The following is a 19,453-nucleotide window of genomic DNA, read 5'->3' as shown; positions in this document are numbered from 1 at the left end:
ATTGTGCTAAAATTTAGTACAAATCTAAAAAGCTTATCAAGAGCGGCTGAGGGACTGGACCGATGACGCCCGGCAACCTGCGTGTCATGCAAGGTGCCGCATCCAGAAAAATGCACAGCATTTTGAAGATAAGGGCTATACCGGGTCACTGTCTTTCATTCCGCTGGATTGAAAGTTTTTTATATGAAAAAAAGATTGAGGGATAAGACAACCGGCAGAAAACAACAGCTGTTTGATTGTCTCCGGGAGGAGGAAAGGAAAAATGCTAACGTATGACACATGGGAAGAGCCGGCGATTACATTTCCGGAAGACGATTCCTATAAAGGCGCGCTGTCCGTTTTAAAATGGGCATACGGCCACTACGGAGACCAGCTTGTTTACGCGTGCAGCTTCGGGATTGAGGGCATCGTCCTGATCGATTTAATTTCTAAAGTAAAGAAAGACGCGGAAATCGTGTTTCTCGATACGGGTCTTCACTTTAAAGAAACATATGAAACGATCGAAAAAGTGAAAGAGCGTTACCCGGGACTGAACATTATCCTGAAAAAGCCAAGCCTTACTCTTGAAGAACAGGCCGAGGCTCACGGAGATAAACTGTGGGAAAGAGAACCGAACCAGTGCTGCTACATCAGAAAAATTCTGCCGTTAAGAGAAGCGCTCGCAGGGCATCCGGCATGGCTGTCCGGCCTTCGCCGGGATCAAGGGCCGAGCCGGGCGAATACGAATTTCCTGAATAAAGACGACAAGTTTCAATCGATTAAAGTATGCCCGCTGATCCATTGGACATGGAAAGACATCTGGAGATATACTTCCAAGCATGAGCTGGATTACAATATCCTTCATGATCAGGGGTATCCGAGCATCGGCTGTGAACCGTGCACTTCACCTGCGTTTACCGCGGAAGATTTGCGGAGCGGCAGATGGAACGGCATGGCGAAAACAGAATGCGGACTGCATGAATAAAGGAGCTCCACGATGGAATTAGCCGCTATTTTATTCTGCCTGTTTTTTGCCATGAATATCGGAGCCAGCGGAGCCGCGGCTTCAATGGGAGTCGCTTACGGGTCCGGCGCAGTTAAAAAGAAAACGTATGCGCTGATCATCTGCGCGGCCGGAGTCCTGTCAGGGGCGGTTATCGGCGGCGGAGAAGTCGTTAAGACGATCAGCGGCGGAATCATTCCCGAACAAACCATTACGCTCACCATTGTCTGCATTATTATCGGATCGGCGGCGCTATCATTATTCACGGCGAATGTGCTCGGCATTCCGCTGTCGACGAGTGAGGTCACTGTCGGGGCGATTGTCGGTGTCGGCGTCGCGTACAAAGTATTGTTTTTACAGCATCTTTTAGTCATCGTCAGTTTTTGGGTGCTCGTACCGTTCGTCGCGTTCTGTTTCACGTTTCTCGTCTCGAAGGTATTCAGTTCTCTGAATATTCGAGTCATTTCGAATCGGAAACAGAAGATTTTGGGGATTGTGCTGCTGATTGCGGGGTTTTGGGAAGCTTTTTCAGCCGGAATGAACAATGTCGCAAATGCGGTGGGCCCTTTGGTTGCTGCGGGCGTGCTCAGCGTGTCCAAAGGAACGCTGTACGGAGGCATCTTTGTCGCTCTCGGCGCTCTGCTTTTAGGACGTAAAGTGCTTGAAACCAACGGGAAAAAGATTACGAGATTTTCAGCCGGAGAAGGCATACTGCTTTCAGGAACCGGCGCGGGGCTTGTCATTATCAGTTCCGTCTTCGGTCTGCCGGTCCCATTGGCGCAAGTCACATCATCATCAATTATCGGTATCGGAATGGCCAAAAACGGGCCGAACGTTTTTCATAAAGAAGTCGTGAAAACGATGCTCAAAGTATGGGTCGTTTCGCCGTTTTTGTCACTGTCGATTTCGTATTTGCTTGTCTCCCTGCTGTTAAAAGGAGATTACTATTCCATCTTTATGATGGCCAGCGTGCTTTTGGCAGCTGGCGGAGCCGCCAGTCTGATGAAAGCCATCCGAAAAGAGAAACGCTCTGTCCATGAACAAGGCGGAGGCATTTAACTATTAATCTGAGTTTATTTATCTGTTAACTGGGAGGAATCATGTATTATGAGTTTAGCACCGCACGGAGGAACATTAATTAATCGGGTAAATGAGCAGTATGATCTTACATCCGTCCAAAAAGAAATTGAGCTTGATTTGATTTCGTTCGCTGATTTAGAGCTGATCGGGATCGGGGGGTACAGCCCGATTGAAGGATTTTTCACAGAAAAAGATTACGTGTCAGTCGTTGAAAATATGCGTCTGGCATCCGGGGTTGTCTGGTCCCTGCCGATCACGCTTCCGGTCGATTCAGAAAAAGCGGCTGAGCTTGCCGTCGGCGACACGGTGAAACTGACTTACGGCGGAGAAACATACGGTGTAGTCGACATCGAAGATATTTATACGCCGGATAAACAAAAAGAAGCCGTTCACGTATATAAAACCGATGATGCCGCGCATCCGGGCGTGAAAAAATTATTTTCACGCGGCGATACGTATGTCGGCGGGCCGATCACATTAGTTAAAAAAGCGTCAAAGCAGTTTCCCGAGTTTACATTTGAACCTGCCGATACAAGACGAAGCTTCGAAGAAAAGGGCTGGAAAACCATCGTCGGTTTCCAAACGAGAAATCCGGTCCACCGCGCCCACGAATATATCCAAAAAACCGCGCTTGAGACGGTTGACGGCCTGTTTTTGAACCCGCTCGTCGGTGAAACAAAGTCAGATGACATTCCGGCGGATGTCAGAATGGAAAGCTACCAGGTGCTGCTCGATCATTATTATCCGAAAGACCGCGTGTTCCTCGGCGTGTTTTTGGCGGCTATGCGGTATGCGGGGCCGAGAGAAGCCATTTTCCACGCGCTTGTCCGCAAAAACTACGGCTGCACGCATTTTATCGTCGGCCGCGATCATGCCGGCGTCGGTGATTACTACGGCACATATGAAGCGCAAGAGCTGTTTGATCAATTTACAGCGGATGAACTCGGGATTACACCGATGAAATTCGAGCACAGCTTCTTCTGCCAGAAATGCGGCAACATGGGAACGGCCAAAACATGCCCGCATGACAGAGAAGACCACGTCATTCTTTCAGGAACAAAGGTCAGAGAAATGCTGCGAAGCGGCGTCATGCCGCCGGCGGAATTCAGCCGTCCTGAAGTTGTCGAGGTGTTGATTAAAGGGCTGAAAACGAAAGAAGAAGCAGGCGTTTCTTAAGGAGGAAAATAGAGTGACAAATCGTGATATCGTGTGGCATGAAGCCTCAATAACGAAAGAAGAATACCAGCAGAAAAACAAGCATAAAAGCTCTATCCTCTGGCTGACGGGCTTAAGCGGTTCAGGGAAATCCACGATTGCAAACGCCGCAGCGCGTGAGCTGTTTGAACAAGGCTATCAAGTCATCGTGCTTGATGGTGATAACATCCGCCACGGCTTAAACAAGGACTTAGGTTTTTCCGATGATGACCGCAAGGAAAATATACGCCGCATCGGGGAAGTGGCGAAGCTTTTCGTTCAGCAGGGAACCATCGTCATCACGGCTTTTATTTCTCCGTTCCGTGAGGACAGAGATCAGGTGAGAGAGCTTGTGGCAGAGGGCGAATTTAATGAAATCTACGTGAAATGCGATCTCGATATATGTGAAAAGCGCGATCCGAAAGGTTTATATAAAAAAGCAAGAAATGGTGAAATTCCGTTCTTTACGGGGATCGACTCACCGTATGAAGAGCCGAAAGCGCCTGAGCTCGTACTTGATTCAGGCAAATGTGAACGCGAAGAATGCACCGGAAGACTGGTTGACTTTGTGAAAAACAGCTTAGCATAATAGGTCCAAAAAGGCCGCGCAATCAGCCGGATATCCCCCGCAATGGCGGGATATGGTAAAATAGCTGAAGTGCGGCCTCGCGGCTGTTCTGGGAAGATTTCAAAACGGATCGGGGAGACATGCTATGGGGAAAGTATTTATCGTTGGAGCCGGTCCGGGAGATCCGGACTTATTAACGGTGAAGGCAATGAAAGCCATACAGAAAGCGGACGTTATATTATATGACAGATTGGTTAGCAAAGAGATTTTACAATATGCCGGAGAAGAAGCGGATCTGATTTACTGCGGAAAGCTCCCGGATTTTCACATTATGAAACAGGATACGATCAACCGTTTCCTTGTGAAGTATGCGAAAAAGGGGAAAACCGTTGTAAGGCTCAAGGGGGGCGACCCGTTTGTTTTCGGCCGCGGAGGCGAAGAAGCGGAAGCTCTCGCACAAAACGCCATTCCGTTTGAGATCGTTCCCGGCATTACATCAGGAATCGCGGCTGCTGCTTATGCCGGCATTCCCGTGACGCACAGAGAGGCGAGCTCCAATGTCGCATTCGTTACGGGACATTATAAACAAGAAGACGACTTTGAAGAAAAATGGAAAGCGCTGGCGACAGGTATTGATACGCTGGTGATTTATATGGGAATTAAAAATATCCGGCAGATTGAAAGAATGCTGCTGGAAAACGGCAGAAACGCCGGCACCCCGGCAGCCTTTATTCATTGGGGAACGACGGACAGGCAAAAAACAGTCGTCTGCACCGTCGGCACGCTTTCAGACACAGTGATAAAAGAAGAAATCAAAAACCCGAGCTTAATTGTTATCGGCGATGTCGTCAATTATCACTGCAAACTGGACTGGTATGCATCTGATCAGAAAAATCTGGATTTGAGCGAGGCGTTGTAAATGAAGCAGGCGATTTTATACATCGGGCACGGAAGCAGGCTGAAAAAAGCGCAGACAGAGTCGGCGGCGTTTTTAAAAGGGTGCATGCCGCACGCTGACGCTCCCATTCAGGAAATTTGTTTTTTAGAACTGCAGGAACCGTCTATTGAAGCGGGATTTGAAGCATGTGTCAGACAAGGCGCCACTCATATTGCGGCCGTGCCTTTACTGCTGTTGACCGCTGCCCACGCAAAACATGACATTCCGGCTGAAATCGCCCGTGCGGCGGCCCTGCATCCCGATATAAAAGTGACATATGGTGTTCCGATCGGAGTGGACGATGAAGTCGTAAAAGCGGTGCATCATCGCATTGAAGATACCGGAGTGCCCATTGAGCAGGCGAAAGTGGTGCTGATCGGAAGAGGAAGCACAGATCCGGCAGTTAAAAACGCAGTCAGTGAGATTGCCGGAAAACTTGAGGCGATTACACCTGTTAAAGAAGTCATCCCTTGTTTTTTAACAGCATGTGACCCGCACTATAAAGAAGTGTTTGCCGGCCTTGAAGAGGATGACGGAGCACCCGTTTTTATCGTTCCATATCTTCTGTTTACCGGGCTTTTAATGACTGAGATTGAACGGGAAGTTCAAAAGCTTCAAACGATCAATCAAAATGTTCATCTCGCTTCATACTTAGGTTTTCACCCGCATATTAAGCAGGCGTTTTTGAACCGTGTGTCAGAAGCTGTTCGAAACCCCGGCGGTCAGTTTGATTTTAAGGGGGGACAGTATGCTGCCTCTGCACATTAATTTAAGCGGAAAAAGAATTATCATCGCGGGCGGAGGCAATGTTGCCTTAAGAAGGCTAAAAACGGTGCTTCCGGAAGGCGCGGATATTACTGTAATCAGTCCCGATGCCCTGCCCGAAATTAAACAGCTGGCGGATGAAGGACGTATCCGCTGGGTTTCCCGTAAAATTGAAATGAAGGATCTCGCGCCCGCTTTCTTCATCATTGCCGCGACAAATGACCGCAGCGTAAATCAGGAGATAGCCGCGAGCGCTTCTGAAACGCAGCTGGTCAATTGTGTAAGCGATGCTGAACAGGGCAGCGTGTATATGCCGAAGATCATCCGCAAAGGGCGCATTCAAGTATCCGTATCAACAAGCGGCGCAAGCCCGGCACATACGAAAAGACTGGCTGAGGACATAGAGCCTCTCATTACTGCTGATTTGGCTGAAGAAGTGGATCGATTATTTGAGAAAAGAAGAAGACCATAAAAAACACCTTGTCAGTCCCTCCCCATGCCGCCTGGACTCCGCCCGCATACAAAGGAACGGTCAGAGACCCCGGCATGATTATATTGACTGCCCGGATGTGTTCAGGTGCGGCGAGGGAAGGTGACAGTATCCGCCGCCAAATCAGGTGTGACCGCTTTAATCAGAGACGGCCCCGGCGGATCAGGCAGACATGATGGGAAACTGATCAGATATTGTAAAGATCGGTTCTGACGGCTGGGAGAGTGTCATCTCCGTTTATACGTAATAAAAAACACCTCCAAGCTGAGTGTGGGTTTCAGCTTGGAGGTGCGTTTATTTTTTCAGCCGTATGACAAGGTCGGCATCAGGTGTGACAAATACGGTATGCTGGCTGTCATAGGTGACAAATCCGGGCTTTGCGCCGTTTGGCTTTTTCACGTGTCTGATTTTTGTATAATCAACGGGAACGGAGCCGGAATCTTTCGCCTTGGAAAAATAAGCGGCGATCGCAGCCGCCTCCAGTATGGATTGTTCATCTGGATCGCTGCTTTTAATCACAACGTGGGAACCCGGAATGTCTTTCGTGTGGAACCATAAATCATCCCTTGCGGCAGCTTTTGTCGTTAAGTATTCATTTTGTTTATTGTTTTTGCCGACAAGAATCGTCAATCCCCGTGAAGATTCATATTGCTCCAAAACAGGAACGTGCTGCTTCTGTTTTTTCTGTCCTCTCTGCTGTTTCGGTCGCAGATATTTGCCTTCCACAAGCTCTTCCCTTATTTCGTGAATATCCTTTGTGGAGGCGGAGGAGAGCTGCTGGATCAGCTGATCGAAATAAGCGATTTCCTCCTCGGCCAGACGGATCTGCTCTTTTACCACCTCGACGGAATTCTTCGCCTTTTGATACTTTGTAAAATACATCTGCGCGTTTTCTGAAGGTGTTTTGTTCGGATTTAAAGGGATGGTCACCGTCTTACTTTCTTCATCATAATAATTGATGACTTCCGCTTCTTTGTCACCTTTTTTCAGCATATACAAATTTGCCGTCAGCAGTTCGCCGTATAGCTGGAATTCCTTCGCATTTTCTGAGTAGTCGAGCGTCTTTTCCAGCTTTTTTATCTTATTGGCGTTCTTTTTCCGTTCGTTTGCGACAAACCGCTCGAGATCCTGAGCCTGCTGTTTGACGCGGTCGCGTTCCGCCTTGCCGAAATAAAACCGGTCCAACAGCTCACTCAGTGAGTGAAAGGTGCGCTCTTCTCCGTTTACATGTGTGAGAGACAGGAGATAAAAGTATTCCTTTCCGCCGGCTGTCGTAATGTTCGGTGTAAACCTGCAATCTTTCACGGCATGGAACATTTCAATCAGCGTCTTCGGCAGCGTTATTTTGTTAGCGAGGCCCGCTCTGTGCACGGCTTCTTTTGCAAACAGCGGAGAAACACCGGAGAAATGTCTGACGATCTGCTGGTCAAGCCGTCCTTCCTGAAAACTGAGATAACGCAAAACGTCCTCTTCATCCGCGGCAAGCGGCGAAATTTTTTCCTGAGCGGGAGGAAGCTTGTAATCATAGCCCGGCAGAACGGTCCGGTAGCTGTTCATCGACGGAGATAAATGCTTCAGTCCGTCGATGATGGCTCCTTCTCCGTCAGTCAGGATAATATTGCTGTGCCGTCCCATAATTTCCACATACAGCGTTCTGACGGTTTCGTCGCCGATTTCATTTCTGCTTTTTATCCGGAATATCATAATCCGGTCTAATCCGGCCTGTTCTATTTTCTCAATAAATCCGCCTTCTATATGCTTTCTGAGCAGCATACAAAACATCGGCGGCTCGCTCGGATTTTCATAGGCCTGGTTTGTCATGTGCACCCGTGAATAGCTCGGATGCGCCGATAATAATAATTTATGGTTTTTTCCGTTAGCGCGGATATGAAATATCACATCGTGCTTAAAAGGCTGATGGACTCTCGTAATCCGGCCTCCGGCGATCCGGCTGTTTAATTCATGTGTCATTCCGTATGTAAACATGCCATCAAAAGACATATAAAACACCCTTTCCTTCTTCCTGCATTCGATAATTATAGCATGAAAAGGGACGAGTCAGAATAAGCTTGTTTACAGAGTGACATCTCTAAAGCGAGGCAGGGGAGTGGACGAGAAGAATGAAGTTTCATGAAATGGGACAAACCGATTTGCTGAAAGCAACAAATACGTCCATTAAACAGGGGTTGACCGAAAAAGAGGTGAAAAAACGCCTTGAAAAGCACGGGCCGAACGAGCTTCAGGAGGGCAAGAGGACACCGGCGATCGCCGTGTTTTTCGCCCAATTTAAAGATTTTATGGTGTTAGTGCTGCTGGCGGCAACCTTAATATCCGGGTTTTTAGGCGAATATGTAGATGCCGTAGCGATTATGGCGATTGTATTTGTCAATGGGGTTCTCGGTTTTTTTCAAGAGCGGCGGGCGGAAAAGTCCTTACACGCATTAAAAGAGCTGTCAACGCCGTATGTGTCAGCGTTGCGGGACGGGAGCTGGAAGAAAATTCAGTCCAAGGAGCTCGTTCCCGGCGATATCATGAAATTTTCAAGCGGCGACCGGATTGGCGCGGATGTGCGGATCGTTGAAGCGAAAAGCCTTGAAATTGAGGAATCGGCGCTGACCGGGGAATCAATTCCGGTGGTTAAACAAGCTGATAAACTGAGAAAGCCGGATGTTTCGTTAGGCGACATCAGCAATATGGCGTTTATGGGTACGATCGTAACGCGCGGCAGCGGTGTCGGCGTCGTCGTCGGTACAGGAATGAATACGGCAATGGGGAAAATCGCCGATATGCTGGAATCCGCCGGCAGCCTTTCAACACCGCTGCAGCGAAGACTTGAAGAGCTCGGCAAAATTTTAATTATCGTCGCGCTCCTTTTAACGGTATTGGTCGTTGCAGTCGGCGTCTTACAGGGACATGATCTTTACAGCATGTTTTTGGCCGGGGTGTCATTGGCCGTCGCCGCGATTCCGGAAGGGCTTCCCGCCATTGTTACGGTGGCATTATCAATCGGCGTCCAGCGCATGATCAAACAAAAATCAATTGTCAGAAAGCTCCCGGCGGTTGAAACATTGGGCTGCGCCTCTGTCATTTGTTCTGATAAAACCGGCACGCTGACACAAAACAAAATGACCGTCACCCATATGTGGTCAGGGGGAAAAACATTTAAAGTGTCAGGCATCGGCTATGAGCCGGAGGGCGTTTTCACCCGAGATGAGCGGGAAATCAAGCCGAAAGATGAGAAGATTCTTGAACAGATGCTGGTTTTCGGCGCGTTGTGCAACACATCCGAAATCGCACTGAAAGACGGCCATTATGTACTCGACGGCGATCCGACAGAAGGAGCGCTGCTGACGGCTGCAAGAAAGGGCGGCTATTCAAACGATTGGCTCAGCGGGCACTACCGCGTGGTTGCCGAGTTTCCGTTTGACTCCGTCCGCAAAATGATGACCGTCATTGTAGAGGATCAGGAAAAAAAGCAGTTCGTCATCACTAAAGGAGCGCCCGATGTGCTGATTGACCGCTCGTCACATCTGATGCACGGCGCAAGAAGTACGCCTTTTTCAGAAGAAAAGAAAGCAGAAACGGAAGCGGTTCTGAAAGAGCTGGCGTCGCAAGCTTTGCGTACGATCGCGATTGCTTATAAACCGCTTAAGCCCGGAGAAAAGCCGACAATGGAGCAGGCGGAAAAAAATCTGACGATGCTCGGCTTGTCAGGCATAATTGATCCGCCCCGTCCGGAGGTCAGACAGGCGATTAAAGAATGCCGTGAAGCCGGCATTAAAACGGTTATGATCACAGGGGATCACGTCGAAACGGCAAAGGCCATTGCAAAAGATTTGCGTCTTCTTCCGAAAAAGGGGCGTGTGATGGACGGGAAGACGCTGAATGAGCTTACGGACAAAGAACTTATCGAAACGGTCGATGATGTCTACGTCTTCGCACGCGTGTCGCCTGAACATAAATTGAAAATCGTCAAAGCGTTCCAGGAAAACGGACACGTCGTCGCCATGACGGGAGACGGGGTTAATGACGCGCCGGCCATAAAGCAGGCAGATATCGGTGTTGCCATGGGCGTGACGGGAACGGATGTGGCAAAGGAAGCCTCTTCTCTCATTCTGGTAGATGATAACTTTGCTACGATTAAATCAGCCATAAAAGAGGGACGGAATATCTATGAAAATATAAGAAAATTCGTCCGGTATTTGCTCGCCTCCAACGTCGGTGAAATTTTAGTGATGCTGTTTGCGATGCTTCTCGCTCTGCCGCTGCCGCTCGTTCCGATTCAGATATTGTGGGTGAACTTAGTCACTGACGGGCTGCCGGCGATGGCCCTCGGTATGGATCAGCCGGAAGGAGACCTGATGAGGCGGAAGCCGCGGCATCCGAAAGAAGGAGTGTTTGCGAGAAAACTGGGCTGGAAAGTCGTATCAAGAGGGTTTTTAATCGGAGCTGCAACCATTTTAGCGTTTATCATCGTCTATCACCGCAATCCTGAAAATCTGCCCTACGCACAGACCGTTGCATTCGCGACTCTTGTCCTGGCTCAGCTTATACACGTGTTTGACTGCCGGAGCGAAACGTCTGTTTTCTCCCGGAATCCGTTTGAAAATATCTATCTGCTCGGGGCCATCATTTCTTCTATCTTCCTGATGGTCATCGTCATCTATTATCCGCCGCTGCAGCCGATTTTCAAAACAGTGCCGATTACGCCGGGCGATTGGATGCTGATTATCGGTATGTCGGGCATACCTACTTTTTTGCTGGCGGGTTCACTTTTGACAAGAAAAAAATAATTCCATATGATATAATCTTAGGGGTAATAGCATGTCTATTGCCCTTTTATTTTGATAACGGGAAAGAATTGGGTGTTTCATATGATACGGAGTATGACAGGCTTCGGCAGCGCAAGCAGCACAAAAGGCGATCTCTCGGCAACCGTTGAATTGAAATCCGTCAATTACCGGTTCAAAGAAGTGAACGCCCGCCTGCCACGGCCTTTGCTATATGTAGAGGATAAGCTGAAACAAACGATATTGCAGCATATACAGCGCGGAAGAGTAGAGCTGTTTCTCACTGTAAACAGTGACGCGCTCATAAAAAGAAGCCTGAACATCGATTGGGAGCTCCTTGATGAATATGTGAGCGCCGCACGCGTCATGAAAGAGCGCTACAGCCTGGCCGCAGAACCCGATGCAATGGAGTTCTTTAAATTTGAACATATTGCGCAGATACACGAAGAACAGGTGCGTGATGACAAGCTTGAAGAAGTCATCAGGGAAGCCGCTGAGCTGGCTGTAAAGGAACTTTGTGACATGAGGGAAAAAGAAGGACGGCTTTTGGCGGAAGACTGCTTTCTGCACATTGAGCGGCTTGAGACGCTGTCCGAACAGGTAAAAGAGCGCGCTTCGGCCGTTGTTATTCAATATCGCGAGCGTCTTTACGCCCGAATGAAGGAATGGACGGAGGATGCGCTCGACGAAAGCAGGCTGATCACGGAATGCGCCATTTTCGCCGATCGTTCTGATATAACGGAAGAAATTACCAGATTGAAGAGCCATTTTGTTCAATTCCGTGATATATTAAAAGAAGGCGGGGCAGTCGGCCGCAAACTTGATTTCCTTGTTCAGGAGCTTAACCGAGAAGCGAACACGATCGGCTCAAAAGCCAATGATCATCAAATCACAAAGCTTGTCGTTGAAATGAAAAGTTCTATTGAAAAATTGAAGGAACAAGTGCAAAATATAGAATAGCGACTGTGCGTATTGTTTACAGACGGCCTCTTCAGGTTACACTAGAGACGTCTATTTTACAGGGGGAACGTAGAAGATGACGATTAAACTGATTAATATCGGATTTGGCAATATCATCTCCGCCAATCGGATGATTTCGATTGTCAGCCCGGAGTCTGCGCCAATAAAGCGAATGATCCAGGATGCAAGAGACCGCGGAATGCTAATAGACGCTACATACGGACGAAGAACCCGTGCAGTTGTCGTCATGGATAGTGATCACATTATCTTATCTGCCGTCCAGCCTGAGACAGTTGCACACAGACTTTCTGTGAAAGAAGAAATTATGGATGAAGGGCAGGGGTAATTGCCGCATGAAAGAAAGAGGGTTATTAATCGTTCTCTCAGGTCCCTCCGGAGTTGGAAAAGGAACGGTTCGGCAAGCAATATTTTCACAACAGGACACGAAATTTGAATACTCAATTTCAGTCACGACGAGAAACCCGAGAGAGGGCGAGGTCGACGGCGTCGATTATTTCTTTAAATCCAGAGATGAATTCGAACGCATGATTGAAAACAACAAACTGCTTGAGTGGGCAGAATATGTCGGCAACTATTACGGAACGCCCGTTGATTATGTCGAACAGACGCTTCAAGAAGGAAAAGACGTCTTCTTAGAGATTGAAGTGCAGGGCGCGCTCCAAGTGCGGAATGCATTTCCGGAAGGCCTGTTTATCTTCTTAGCGCCGCCGAGTCTTTCTGAGCTGAAAAACAGAATCGTGACAAGAGGGACTGAAACCGACGATTTAATCGAAAACAGAATGAATGCCGCAAAAGCTGAAATCGAAATGATGGACGCGTATGATTATGTCGTTGAAAACGACGATATCCAAACGGCTTGTGATAAGATTAACGCAATCGTTCTCGCCGAGCACTTAAAACGTGAACGCGTCGCTCCGAGATATAAGAAAATGCTGGAGGTAGAATAACTTATGTTAGATCCGTCAATTGACTCTTTAATGAATAAATTAGATTCTAAATATACGCTGGTGACCGTGTCTGCAAGACGCGCGCGTGAAATGCAGATCAAAAAAGACCAGCAGATTGAACATACCATTTCTCACAAATATGTAGGCAAAGCTTTAGAAGAAATTGACGCGGGCCTGCTTTCGTTTGAAAGAGAAGACAGCGAATAACAAGCACACGTAGCAACCTATCTCTACATAGGTTGTTATTTTTTTCCGTTTGGGATTTGTCCAATGCTTTCATAAAGGGGAGAAGACTTCATGAAAAACCGAAACATTTTGCTATGCGTAAGCGGAGGAATTGCCGTTTATAAAGCTTCCGCACTCACGAGCAAGCTGGTTCAGGCCGGCGCAAACGTCAAAGTGATTATGACTGAGTCCGCGCGTGAGTTTGTTTCTCCGCTGACATTTCAGGCGCTGAGCCGGAATGAAGTGTATACAGATACATTTAATGAACAAAATCCGAAGGTGATTTCTCATATTGATGCCGCTGACTGGGCGGATTTAATTATTGTCGCGCCCGCTACGGCAAATATCATCGGAAAGCTTGCCAACGGAATTGCTGACGATATGCTCACAACGACGGTGCTGGCGGCTGAGGCCCCGGTCTGGGTGGCGCCTGCGATGAATGTCCATATGTATGATCATCCGGCGGTGAAACGGAACATCTCTGTGCTTTATCAGGACGGGGTCCGCTTTATCGAGCCGAGTGAAGGCTATTTGGCATGCGGATATGTCGGCAAAGGAAGGCTGGAGGAGCCGGAGCTTATTGTTGAGCGTGTCAGAGAGCATTTTAAGGAGCCTGAAGACGATGCACCGCTGAAAGGAAAACATATTGTCATTACGGCCGGTCCGACGCGCGAAGCCGTGGACCCTGTCCGCTTCTTCACAAATAAATCCACCGGCAAAATGGGCTACGCCGCTGCTGAAGCCGCCGTCCGTCTCGGGGCGCGGGTGACGCTGATTTCAGGCCCGGTGTCAATAGAGCCGCCAGTCGGGCTGTATCAGTTTCTTCCTGTGCAATCGGCAGCCGATATGAGAGAAGCCGTGCTTTCTGTGTTTGATTCATGCGACATGGTGATTAAGACGGCGGCCGTGGCCGATTTTACGCCGGCGGCTGTTTCTGATCACAAAATGAAGAAGAAAGACGGTTCGCTCGTGATCGAATTCAACCGTACGGCAGACATACTGAAAGAACTCGGCGAACGGAAAACACACCAGCTGCTGGTCGGTTTTGCGGCTGAAACGCAAGACGTCGAACGCTATGCGCGCAGAAAACTCGAACAGAAAAACCTTGATATGATCGTTGCGAATGATGTGAAAGCAGAAGGGGCCGGATTTGGCACGGATACGAATGTCGTCACCTTCTATTTCCGGGACGGAAGAAAACGGGAGCTTGCGCTTATGTCTAAACTTGACGTTTCCTTTGAAATGCTGAAGGAAATGACCGCTTTGAAAGCCGAGGACCGAAAACCCGTATGAATGTAGCAGAAGTTATTGTCGATGTCAGCTCCAAAAACATTGACAGACCCTTTGATTACAAAATTCCCGATCATTTAAAAGGGATGATCGAAGTCGGCATGCGGGTGATTGTCCCGTTTGGCCCGCGCAAGCTTCAAGGATTTGTGACCGGTTTGAAAGATTCGTCTGAATTAAACGGCGGCTCAATGAAGGAAGTCGAGAAGCTTCTTGATTTGACGCCCGTTCTGACTGAGGAACTGATGCAGCTGTCTTCATGGCTTTCTGACAAAACGCTGTCGTTTAAAATCACGGCGCTTCAGGCAATGCTGCCCGCCGCACTGAAGGCGAAGTACGAGAAAGAGCTGAAAGTCGTTGACGAAGAAGCGCTGACACCGGACATCAAACAGCTTTTCAGGAATCAAAAAAGTCTTCTGTACTCGGATATTACCGATGAAAGCATTCTTTCGTCACTTCAAAAATTCGTGCGCAAAGGAAGCATTGATGTCACATATAAAGTCGCCCAAAAAACGAATAAAAAAATGATCCGCATGATCGAAGCGGGGGCGGACAAAGAAGAACTCGCCCGGCACGCAGATTCATTGACAAAGCAGGCTTCTAAACAGCTCGCCGTGCTTACTTATTTTATCGGCGGGGGAGCAAAGATTTCCGCGGCCGAGCTTTGCAAAAAGACCGATTCCAGTTCCGCGACGCTGAAAACGCTTCTTAAAAAGGGGCTTCTTACGGAAAGCTTTGAGGAGGTTTACCGCGATCCTTATCAGGACAGAATGTTCAAAAAAACAGAGCCGCTCTCTCTTACAGAAGAGCAGCAGGCCGCTTTTGAGCCGATTAAACAAGCTGTAGCCGATCATGTCCATCACGTCTTTCTGCTTCACGGCGTCACAGGAAGCGGCAAAACGGAAATTTACCTGCAATCCATTGAAAAAGTGCTGGCAAAAGGACAAGAAGCCATCGTGCTCGTTCCGGAAATCTCGTTGACACCGCAAATGGTCAACCGTTTTAAAGGCCGCTTCGGCTCACAGGTTGCGGTCATGCACAGCGGATTATCCACAGGTGAAAAATACGATGAATGGCGGAAGATTCAGCGCAAGGAAGTCCGGCTTGTCGTCGGAGCCAGATCGGCCATCTTTGCCCCGTTTGAAAATCTCGGCATGATCATTATTGATGAAGAGCACGAATCTTCCTATAAGCAGGAGGAAATGCCGCGGTATCATGCAAAGGACGTAGCCATCCGCCGGGCCGCGCATCACAGCTGTCCGGTCGTCCTCGGGAGCGCCACGCCGACATTGGAATCATTTGCGCGGGCGAAAAAAGGCGTTTATGAGCTGCTTCCGTTAAAACATCGCGTAAATCGCCAGCTCATGCCTGACGTTTCTCTCGTTGATATGAGAGAAGAACTGAGAAACGGCAACAGATCAATGTTTTCAAGAGAGCTGATGGAACAGCTGGAAGAGAAGCTTGCAAAAAAAGAGCAGGCCGTCCTTTTTCTGAATAAACGGGGGTATTCCTCGTTTGTGATGTGCCGGGACTGCGGTTATGTGCCGCAATGTCCGCATTGCGACATTTCAATGACTTATCACCGCTACGGACAAAGGCTGAAATGCCATTACTGCGGCCATGAGGAACCTGTCCCGGGAACATGCCCGGAATGCGGCAGCGAACATATCCGCTTTTTTGGCACAGGCACGCAGCGTGTGGAGGAGGAGCTTACCAAAGTGCTGCCTCAGGCGCGCGTGATCAGGATGGATGTGGACACCACTTCAAGAAAAGGCGCCCATGAAAAACTGTTGTCAGCGTTCGGTGAAGGGAAGGCGGATATCCTGCTCGGTACGCAAATGATCGCAAAAGGGCTTGATTTTCCGAACGTGACGCTCGTCGGAGTATTAAGCGCAGATACGACGCTTCACATCCCTGATTTCAGGGCCGCGGAGAAGACATTCCAGCTGCTGACGCAGGTAAGCGGACGGGCCGGGCGGCATGAAAAGCCGGGAACGGTGGTCATTCAAACGTATACACCGTCTCATTACAGCATTCAGCTGACGAAAACGCACGACTATGAAACTTTTTTTCAGCAGGAAATGGCGCACAGAAGGGCCCAGTCATACCCGCCTTATTATTACGTGGCGCTGGTGACCGTTTCTCATGAAGAAGCGGCAAAAGCCGCGGTCACCGCAGAAAAGATTACAAACTATTTAAGAGCGGGATGCGGGCCTGATACGAAAATTCTCGGGCCGGCGGCTTCCCCGATCGCCAGGATCAAAGATAGATATCGCTATCAATGCGTGATAAAATACAGACAGGAAAACGAGTTGCAGATTCAGTTGAAAAAGATACTGGAGCACTATAAACGCGACATTGCGCAAAAGCATGTCATGATTTCAATCGATATGAATCCGTACATGCTGATGTAACATTAGTTTTTGGAGGGCAAAATTTTGGCTGTAAAAAAAATCGTCACACACCCGGCGGAGGTTCTGGAAACACCTGCCGATGAAGTGACAGTGTTTGATAAAAAATTAAAAAAACTGCTTGACGATATGTACGATACGATGCTCGAAATGGATGGCGTCGGCCTCGCCGCGCCGCAAATCGGCATTTTAAAAAGAGCGGCCGTCGTGGACATCGGTGAAGAAAGCGGCCGGATCGACCTTGTAAATCCGGTTATTCTTGAAAAGAGCGGTGAACAGACCGGAGTCGAGGGCTGCTTAAGCTTTCCAGGGGTCTACGGCGATGTCACCCGCCCGGATTACGTAAAGGTAAAAGCCTATGACCGTAAAGGAAAACCGTTTGTTTTAGAAGCGGAGGGTTTTTTGGCCAGAGCCGTTCAGCATGAAATAGATCATTTAGACGGCATTTTATTCACATCAAAAATTACGGCTTACTACACTGAAGAAGAACTGGCAGAAATGGAAGGATGATTGGATGACAAGGATCGTTTTTATGGGAACGCCCGACTTTTCAGTTCCCGTCCTGCGCACGCTTATTGAAGACGGATATGAAGTGGTTGGTGTCGTTACGCAGCCTGACCGCCCGAAAGGCAGAAAAAAAATCATGACGCCCCCTCCTGTAAAGGCTGAAGCTGAACGTCACGGCATTCCCGTTCTTCAGCCCGAAAAAGTAAGGCTCGAAGAAGAAATAGAAAAAGTGCTCAGCCTGAAGCCGGACCTGATTGTTACGGCGGCATTCGGACAGATCCTGCCCAAGCAGCTGCTGGACGGCCCGAAATACGGCTGTATCAACGTACACGCGTCACTATTGCCTGAATTAAGAGGCGGAGCGCCGATACATTATTCGATTCTCCAAGGCAAGAAGAAAACGGGCGTGACAATCATGTATATGGTTGAAAAGCTTGATGCGGGCGATATGATTTCGAAAATCGAAGTGGAAATTGATGAAACGGATAACGTCGGCACGCTTCACGACAAATTAAGCATAGCGGGGGCAAAGCTTTTGTCAGAGACCGTCCCGAACGTCATTTCCGGAAATATTAAACCGATCAAACAGGACGAATCAAAAGCGACTTACGCGCCTAACATTAAGCGTGAGCAGGAGCGGATTGATTGGGCAAAGCCCGGAGAAGAGATTTACAACCAGATCAGAGGTTTAAACCCTTGGCCTGTCGCCTATACAACTTTGAACGGTCAAAATATGAAAGTATGGGCTTCTGAAAAAGTTGCGGCAAAAACTGAAGCTGCGCCCGGAACAGTCATCCGCACGGAGCAAAACGGCATTGTCGTCGCATCAGGAAACAGCACCGCCCTTTTAATCACTGAGCTGCAGCCGGCGGGAAAAAAACGGATGAAGGGCGAAGATTTTGTAAGAGGCAAAAATGTGCAGCCCGGTGACGTATTAGGAGAAGCAAATGAAGATTAATGTCCGGGAGCTCGCCCTTGAAGCGCTTGAGAAGCTTGAGCAAAATCAGGCATACAGCAACCTGCTTCTTACATCGGTTATCAAAACGAACACGCTCAGCGATCAGGACAGAGGACTGCTGACAGAGCTTGTCTACGGAACGCTGCAAAATAAAATCGCCTTAGACTACATGCTGAAGCCTTTTATCCGCAAGCCGAATAAGGTGAAGCCATGGGTGATTCAGTTGCTTCGTCTGTCCGCGTATCAAATGGAGTATTTAGAAAAAATTCCGGATCGCGCCGCCATTCATGAAGCGGTTGAAATCGCCAAAAAACGCGGGCATAAGGGCATTGCGTCCTTTGTCAACGGCATCCTCCGCTCCCTGCAGCGTGAAGGGGCGCCGTCATTCGCTGAAATTGAAGACCCGGTTCTCCGTCTTTCCACAGAGACAAGCCATCCCGAGTGGCTCGTAAAAGAGTGGGTCGAGGCGTACGGCTTTGAGGCGGCTGAAAAAATCTGCCGGATTCATCTCATTCCGCCGAAGCAGACGCTCCGTGTCAATCACATAAAGAGCGACAGGGACACGGTGCTGAATGAGATGGAGAATGCCGGTCTTGAAGCTGAAGCCGGAGACCTTTCTCCTGATGCGATTAAGCTTTTAAAAGGAAGCATCGCGAACACGGCATTTTTCCAAAACGGCCGGGTATCCATACAGGATGAAAGCTCAATGCTTGTCGCGCGGGCGCTGGACCCGAAGCCGGGCGAAACCGTTTTAGACGCATGCGCCGCACCGGGCGGAAAGTCGGCTCACATTGCGGAACTGATGGAGAACGAGGGGAGCCTCACATCGCTTGATCTTCACCGCCATAAAGTGAAGCTGATTAAAGAGGGCGCAGAACGGCTCGGGCTTACGATCATCGACGCGCAAACGATGGATGCGCGAAAAGCGGGAGAGGCCTTTGGCGCAGAACGGTTTGACCGTGTTCTCGTTGATGCCCCTTGCTCAGGTTTCGGCGTCATCAGAAGAAAACCCGATATGAAATATACGAAGACGCCGGAGGACAGCAGACGGCTGGCAGAAATCCAGCTCGGCATTTTAAGGGAAATCGCCCCATTAGTAAAAAAAGGTGGCACACTCGTATACAGTACGTGTACAATGGACCGGACAGAAAATGAAGAAGTTATGCATGCGTTTATACAAGAACACCCTGAGTTTGAACCCGATTTGTCTCTTGAAAAGCGGCTGCCTGAAAAGGCGAGACCCTTTGTTCAGGATGGAAGCCTTCAAATTCTTCCGCATTATTTCGGAACAGACGGTTTCTTTATTAGCAGCATGAGAAAGAAGGGATAAA

General features: G+C 48.8%; 18 protein-coding genes and 1 riboswitch. Of the genes, 17 read left to right on the top strand and 1 reads right to left on the bottom strand.

Annotation, left to right across the window (positions count from 1 at the left end; genetic code table 11):
* Window positions 1-30: 30 nt before the first annotated feature.
* A riboswitch (SAM riboswitch) is annotated at window positions 31-135 on the top strand.
* A 127-nt stretch (window positions 136-262) separates the two neighbouring features.
* The 7 genes from BZ167_RS01625 to BZ167_RS01595 all read left to right on the top strand — a co-directional run bounded on the left by BZ167_RS01625 (window position 263) and on the right by BZ167_RS01595 (window position 5,998).
* The gene (locus BZ167_RS01625) at window positions 263-964 is read left to right on the top strand and encodes a phosphoadenylyl-sulfate reductase (protein ID WP_003154369.1); all 702 of its coding nucleotides are present in this window, start codon (window positions 263-265) and stop codon (window positions 962-964) included.
* Window positions 965-976: 12 nt separating this feature from the next.
* A complete protein-coding gene (locus BZ167_RS01620) occupies window positions 977-2,041 on the top strand; it encodes a sulfate permease (protein WP_012117522.1) in 1,065 nt (354 codons plus the stop codon).
* 48 nt (window positions 2,042-2,089) lie between these two features.
* Entirely contained in the window at window positions 2,090-3,238 is a 1,149-nt protein-coding gene (gene sat, locus BZ167_RS01615; RefSeq protein ID WP_007409738.1) for a sulfate adenylyltransferase, read from the top strand.
* 13 nt (window positions 3,239-3,251) lie between these two features.
* Complete coding sequence (gene cysC, locus BZ167_RS01610) at window positions 3,252-3,845, top strand: adenylyl-sulfate kinase (protein WP_007611313.1); 594 nt, start codon at window positions 3,252-3,254, stop codon at window positions 3,843-3,845.
* A gap of 124 nt (window positions 3,846-3,969) precedes the next feature.
* Complete coding sequence (gene cobA / locus BZ167_RS01605; protein WP_062623342.1) at window positions 3,970-4,743, top strand: uroporphyrinogen-III C-methyltransferase; 774 nt, start codon at window positions 3,970-3,972, stop codon at window positions 4,741-4,743.
* A complete protein-coding gene (locus BZ167_RS01600) occupies window positions 4,744-5,529 on the top strand; it encodes a sirohydrochlorin chelatase (protein ID WP_020955802.1) in 786 nt (261 codons plus the stop codon).
* A complete protein-coding gene (locus BZ167_RS01595; protein ID WP_015239834.1) occupies window positions 5,510-5,998 on the top strand; it encodes a precorrin-2 dehydrogenase/sirohydrochlorin ferrochelatase family protein in 489 nt (162 codons plus the stop codon). The genes BZ167_RS01600 and BZ167_RS01595 overlap by 20 nt, the downstream gene beginning before the upstream one ends.
* A 312-nt stretch (window positions 5,999-6,310) precedes the next feature.
* Here BZ167_RS01595 and BZ167_RS01585 read toward each other — a convergent pair whose 3' ends face one another.
* A complete protein-coding gene (locus BZ167_RS01585) occupies window positions 6,311-8,017 on the bottom strand; it encodes an Rqc2 family fibronectin-binding protein (RefSeq protein WP_031378752.1) in 1,707 nt (568 codons plus the stop codon).
* Between the two features lie 119 nt (window positions 8,018-8,136).
* Here BZ167_RS01585 and BZ167_RS01580 point away from each other — a divergent pair, with 119 nt between their 5' ends.
* From BZ167_RS01580 to rsmB, 10 genes are all read left to right on the top strand, one after another.
* A complete protein-coding gene (locus tag BZ167_RS01580; RefSeq protein WP_060675455.1) occupies window positions 8,137-10,809 on the top strand; it encodes a calcium-translocating P-type ATPase, SERCA-type in 2,673 nt (890 codons plus the stop codon).
* A gap of 81 nt (window positions 10,810-10,890) precedes the next feature.
* On the top strand, window positions 10,891-11,766 hold the full coding sequence (locus BZ167_RS01575; RefSeq protein ID WP_061890949.1) for a YicC/YloC family endoribonuclease: 876 nt from the start codon (window positions 10,891-10,893) through the stop codon (window positions 11,764-11,766).
* A gap of 76 nt (window positions 11,767-11,842) precedes the next feature.
* Window positions 11,843-12,112, top strand: coding sequence for an extracellular matrix/biofilm regulator RemA (remA, locus tag BZ167_RS01570; protein WP_003154355.1), 270 nt, complete (start codon window positions 11,843-11,845; stop codon window positions 12,110-12,112).
* Window positions 12,113-12,119: 7 nt separating this feature from the next.
* Window positions 12,120-12,734: a guanylate kinase gene (gmk, locus tag BZ167_RS01565; RefSeq protein ID WP_003154347.1), complete on the top strand. Its 615-nt coding sequence runs from the start codon at window positions 12,120-12,122 to the stop codon at window positions 12,732-12,734.
* 3 nt (window positions 12,735-12,737) lie between these two features.
* Window positions 12,738-12,941, top strand: coding sequence for a DNA-directed RNA polymerase subunit omega (rpoZ, locus tag BZ167_RS01560; RefSeq protein ID WP_003154346.1), 204 nt, complete (start codon window positions 12,738-12,740; stop codon window positions 12,939-12,941).
* Between the two features lie 90 nt (window positions 12,942-13,031).
* Window positions 13,032-14,252, top strand: a complete 1,221-nt coding sequence (gene coaBC, locus BZ167_RS01555; RefSeq protein ID WP_003154345.1) for a bifunctional phosphopantothenoylcysteine decarboxylase/phosphopantothenate--cysteine ligase CoaBC — start codon at window positions 13,032-13,034, stop codon at window positions 14,250-14,252.
* Entirely contained in the window at window positions 14,249-16,660 is a 2,412-nt protein-coding gene (gene priA, locus BZ167_RS01550; RefSeq protein ID WP_033574586.1) for a primosomal protein N', read from the top strand. The genes coaBC and priA overlap by 4 nt, the downstream gene beginning before the upstream one ends.
* A gap of 24 nt (window positions 16,661-16,684) precedes the next feature.
* Window positions 16,685-17,167: a peptide deformylase gene (gene def / locus BZ167_RS01545; protein ID WP_033574585.1), complete on the top strand. Its 483-nt coding sequence runs from the start codon at window positions 16,685-16,687 to the stop codon at window positions 17,165-17,167.
* 4 nt (window positions 17,168-17,171) lie between these two features.
* Window positions 17,172-18,122 (top strand): methionyl-tRNA formyltransferase, encoded by a 951-nt coding sequence (fmt, locus tag BZ167_RS01540; protein WP_033574584.1) that lies wholly within the window; start codon window positions 17,172-17,174, stop codon window positions 18,120-18,122.
* Window positions 18,112-19,452, top strand: a complete 1,341-nt coding sequence (gene rsmB / locus BZ167_RS01535; protein WP_015417450.1) for a 16S rRNA (cytosine(967)-C(5))-methyltransferase RsmB — start codon at window positions 18,112-18,114, stop codon at window positions 19,450-19,452. Before fmt ends, rsmB begins: the two co-directional genes overlap by 11 nt.
* Window position 19,453 lies beyond the last annotated feature (1 nt).

It is taken from the genome of Bacillus sp. 275 (genome assembly GCF_001999205.1).
GTDB classification, from domain to species: domain Bacteria; phylum Bacillota; class Bacilli; order Bacillales; family Bacillaceae; genus Bacillus; species Bacillus velezensis.
This window is presented reverse-complemented; position numbering and strand designations above follow the sequence as displayed.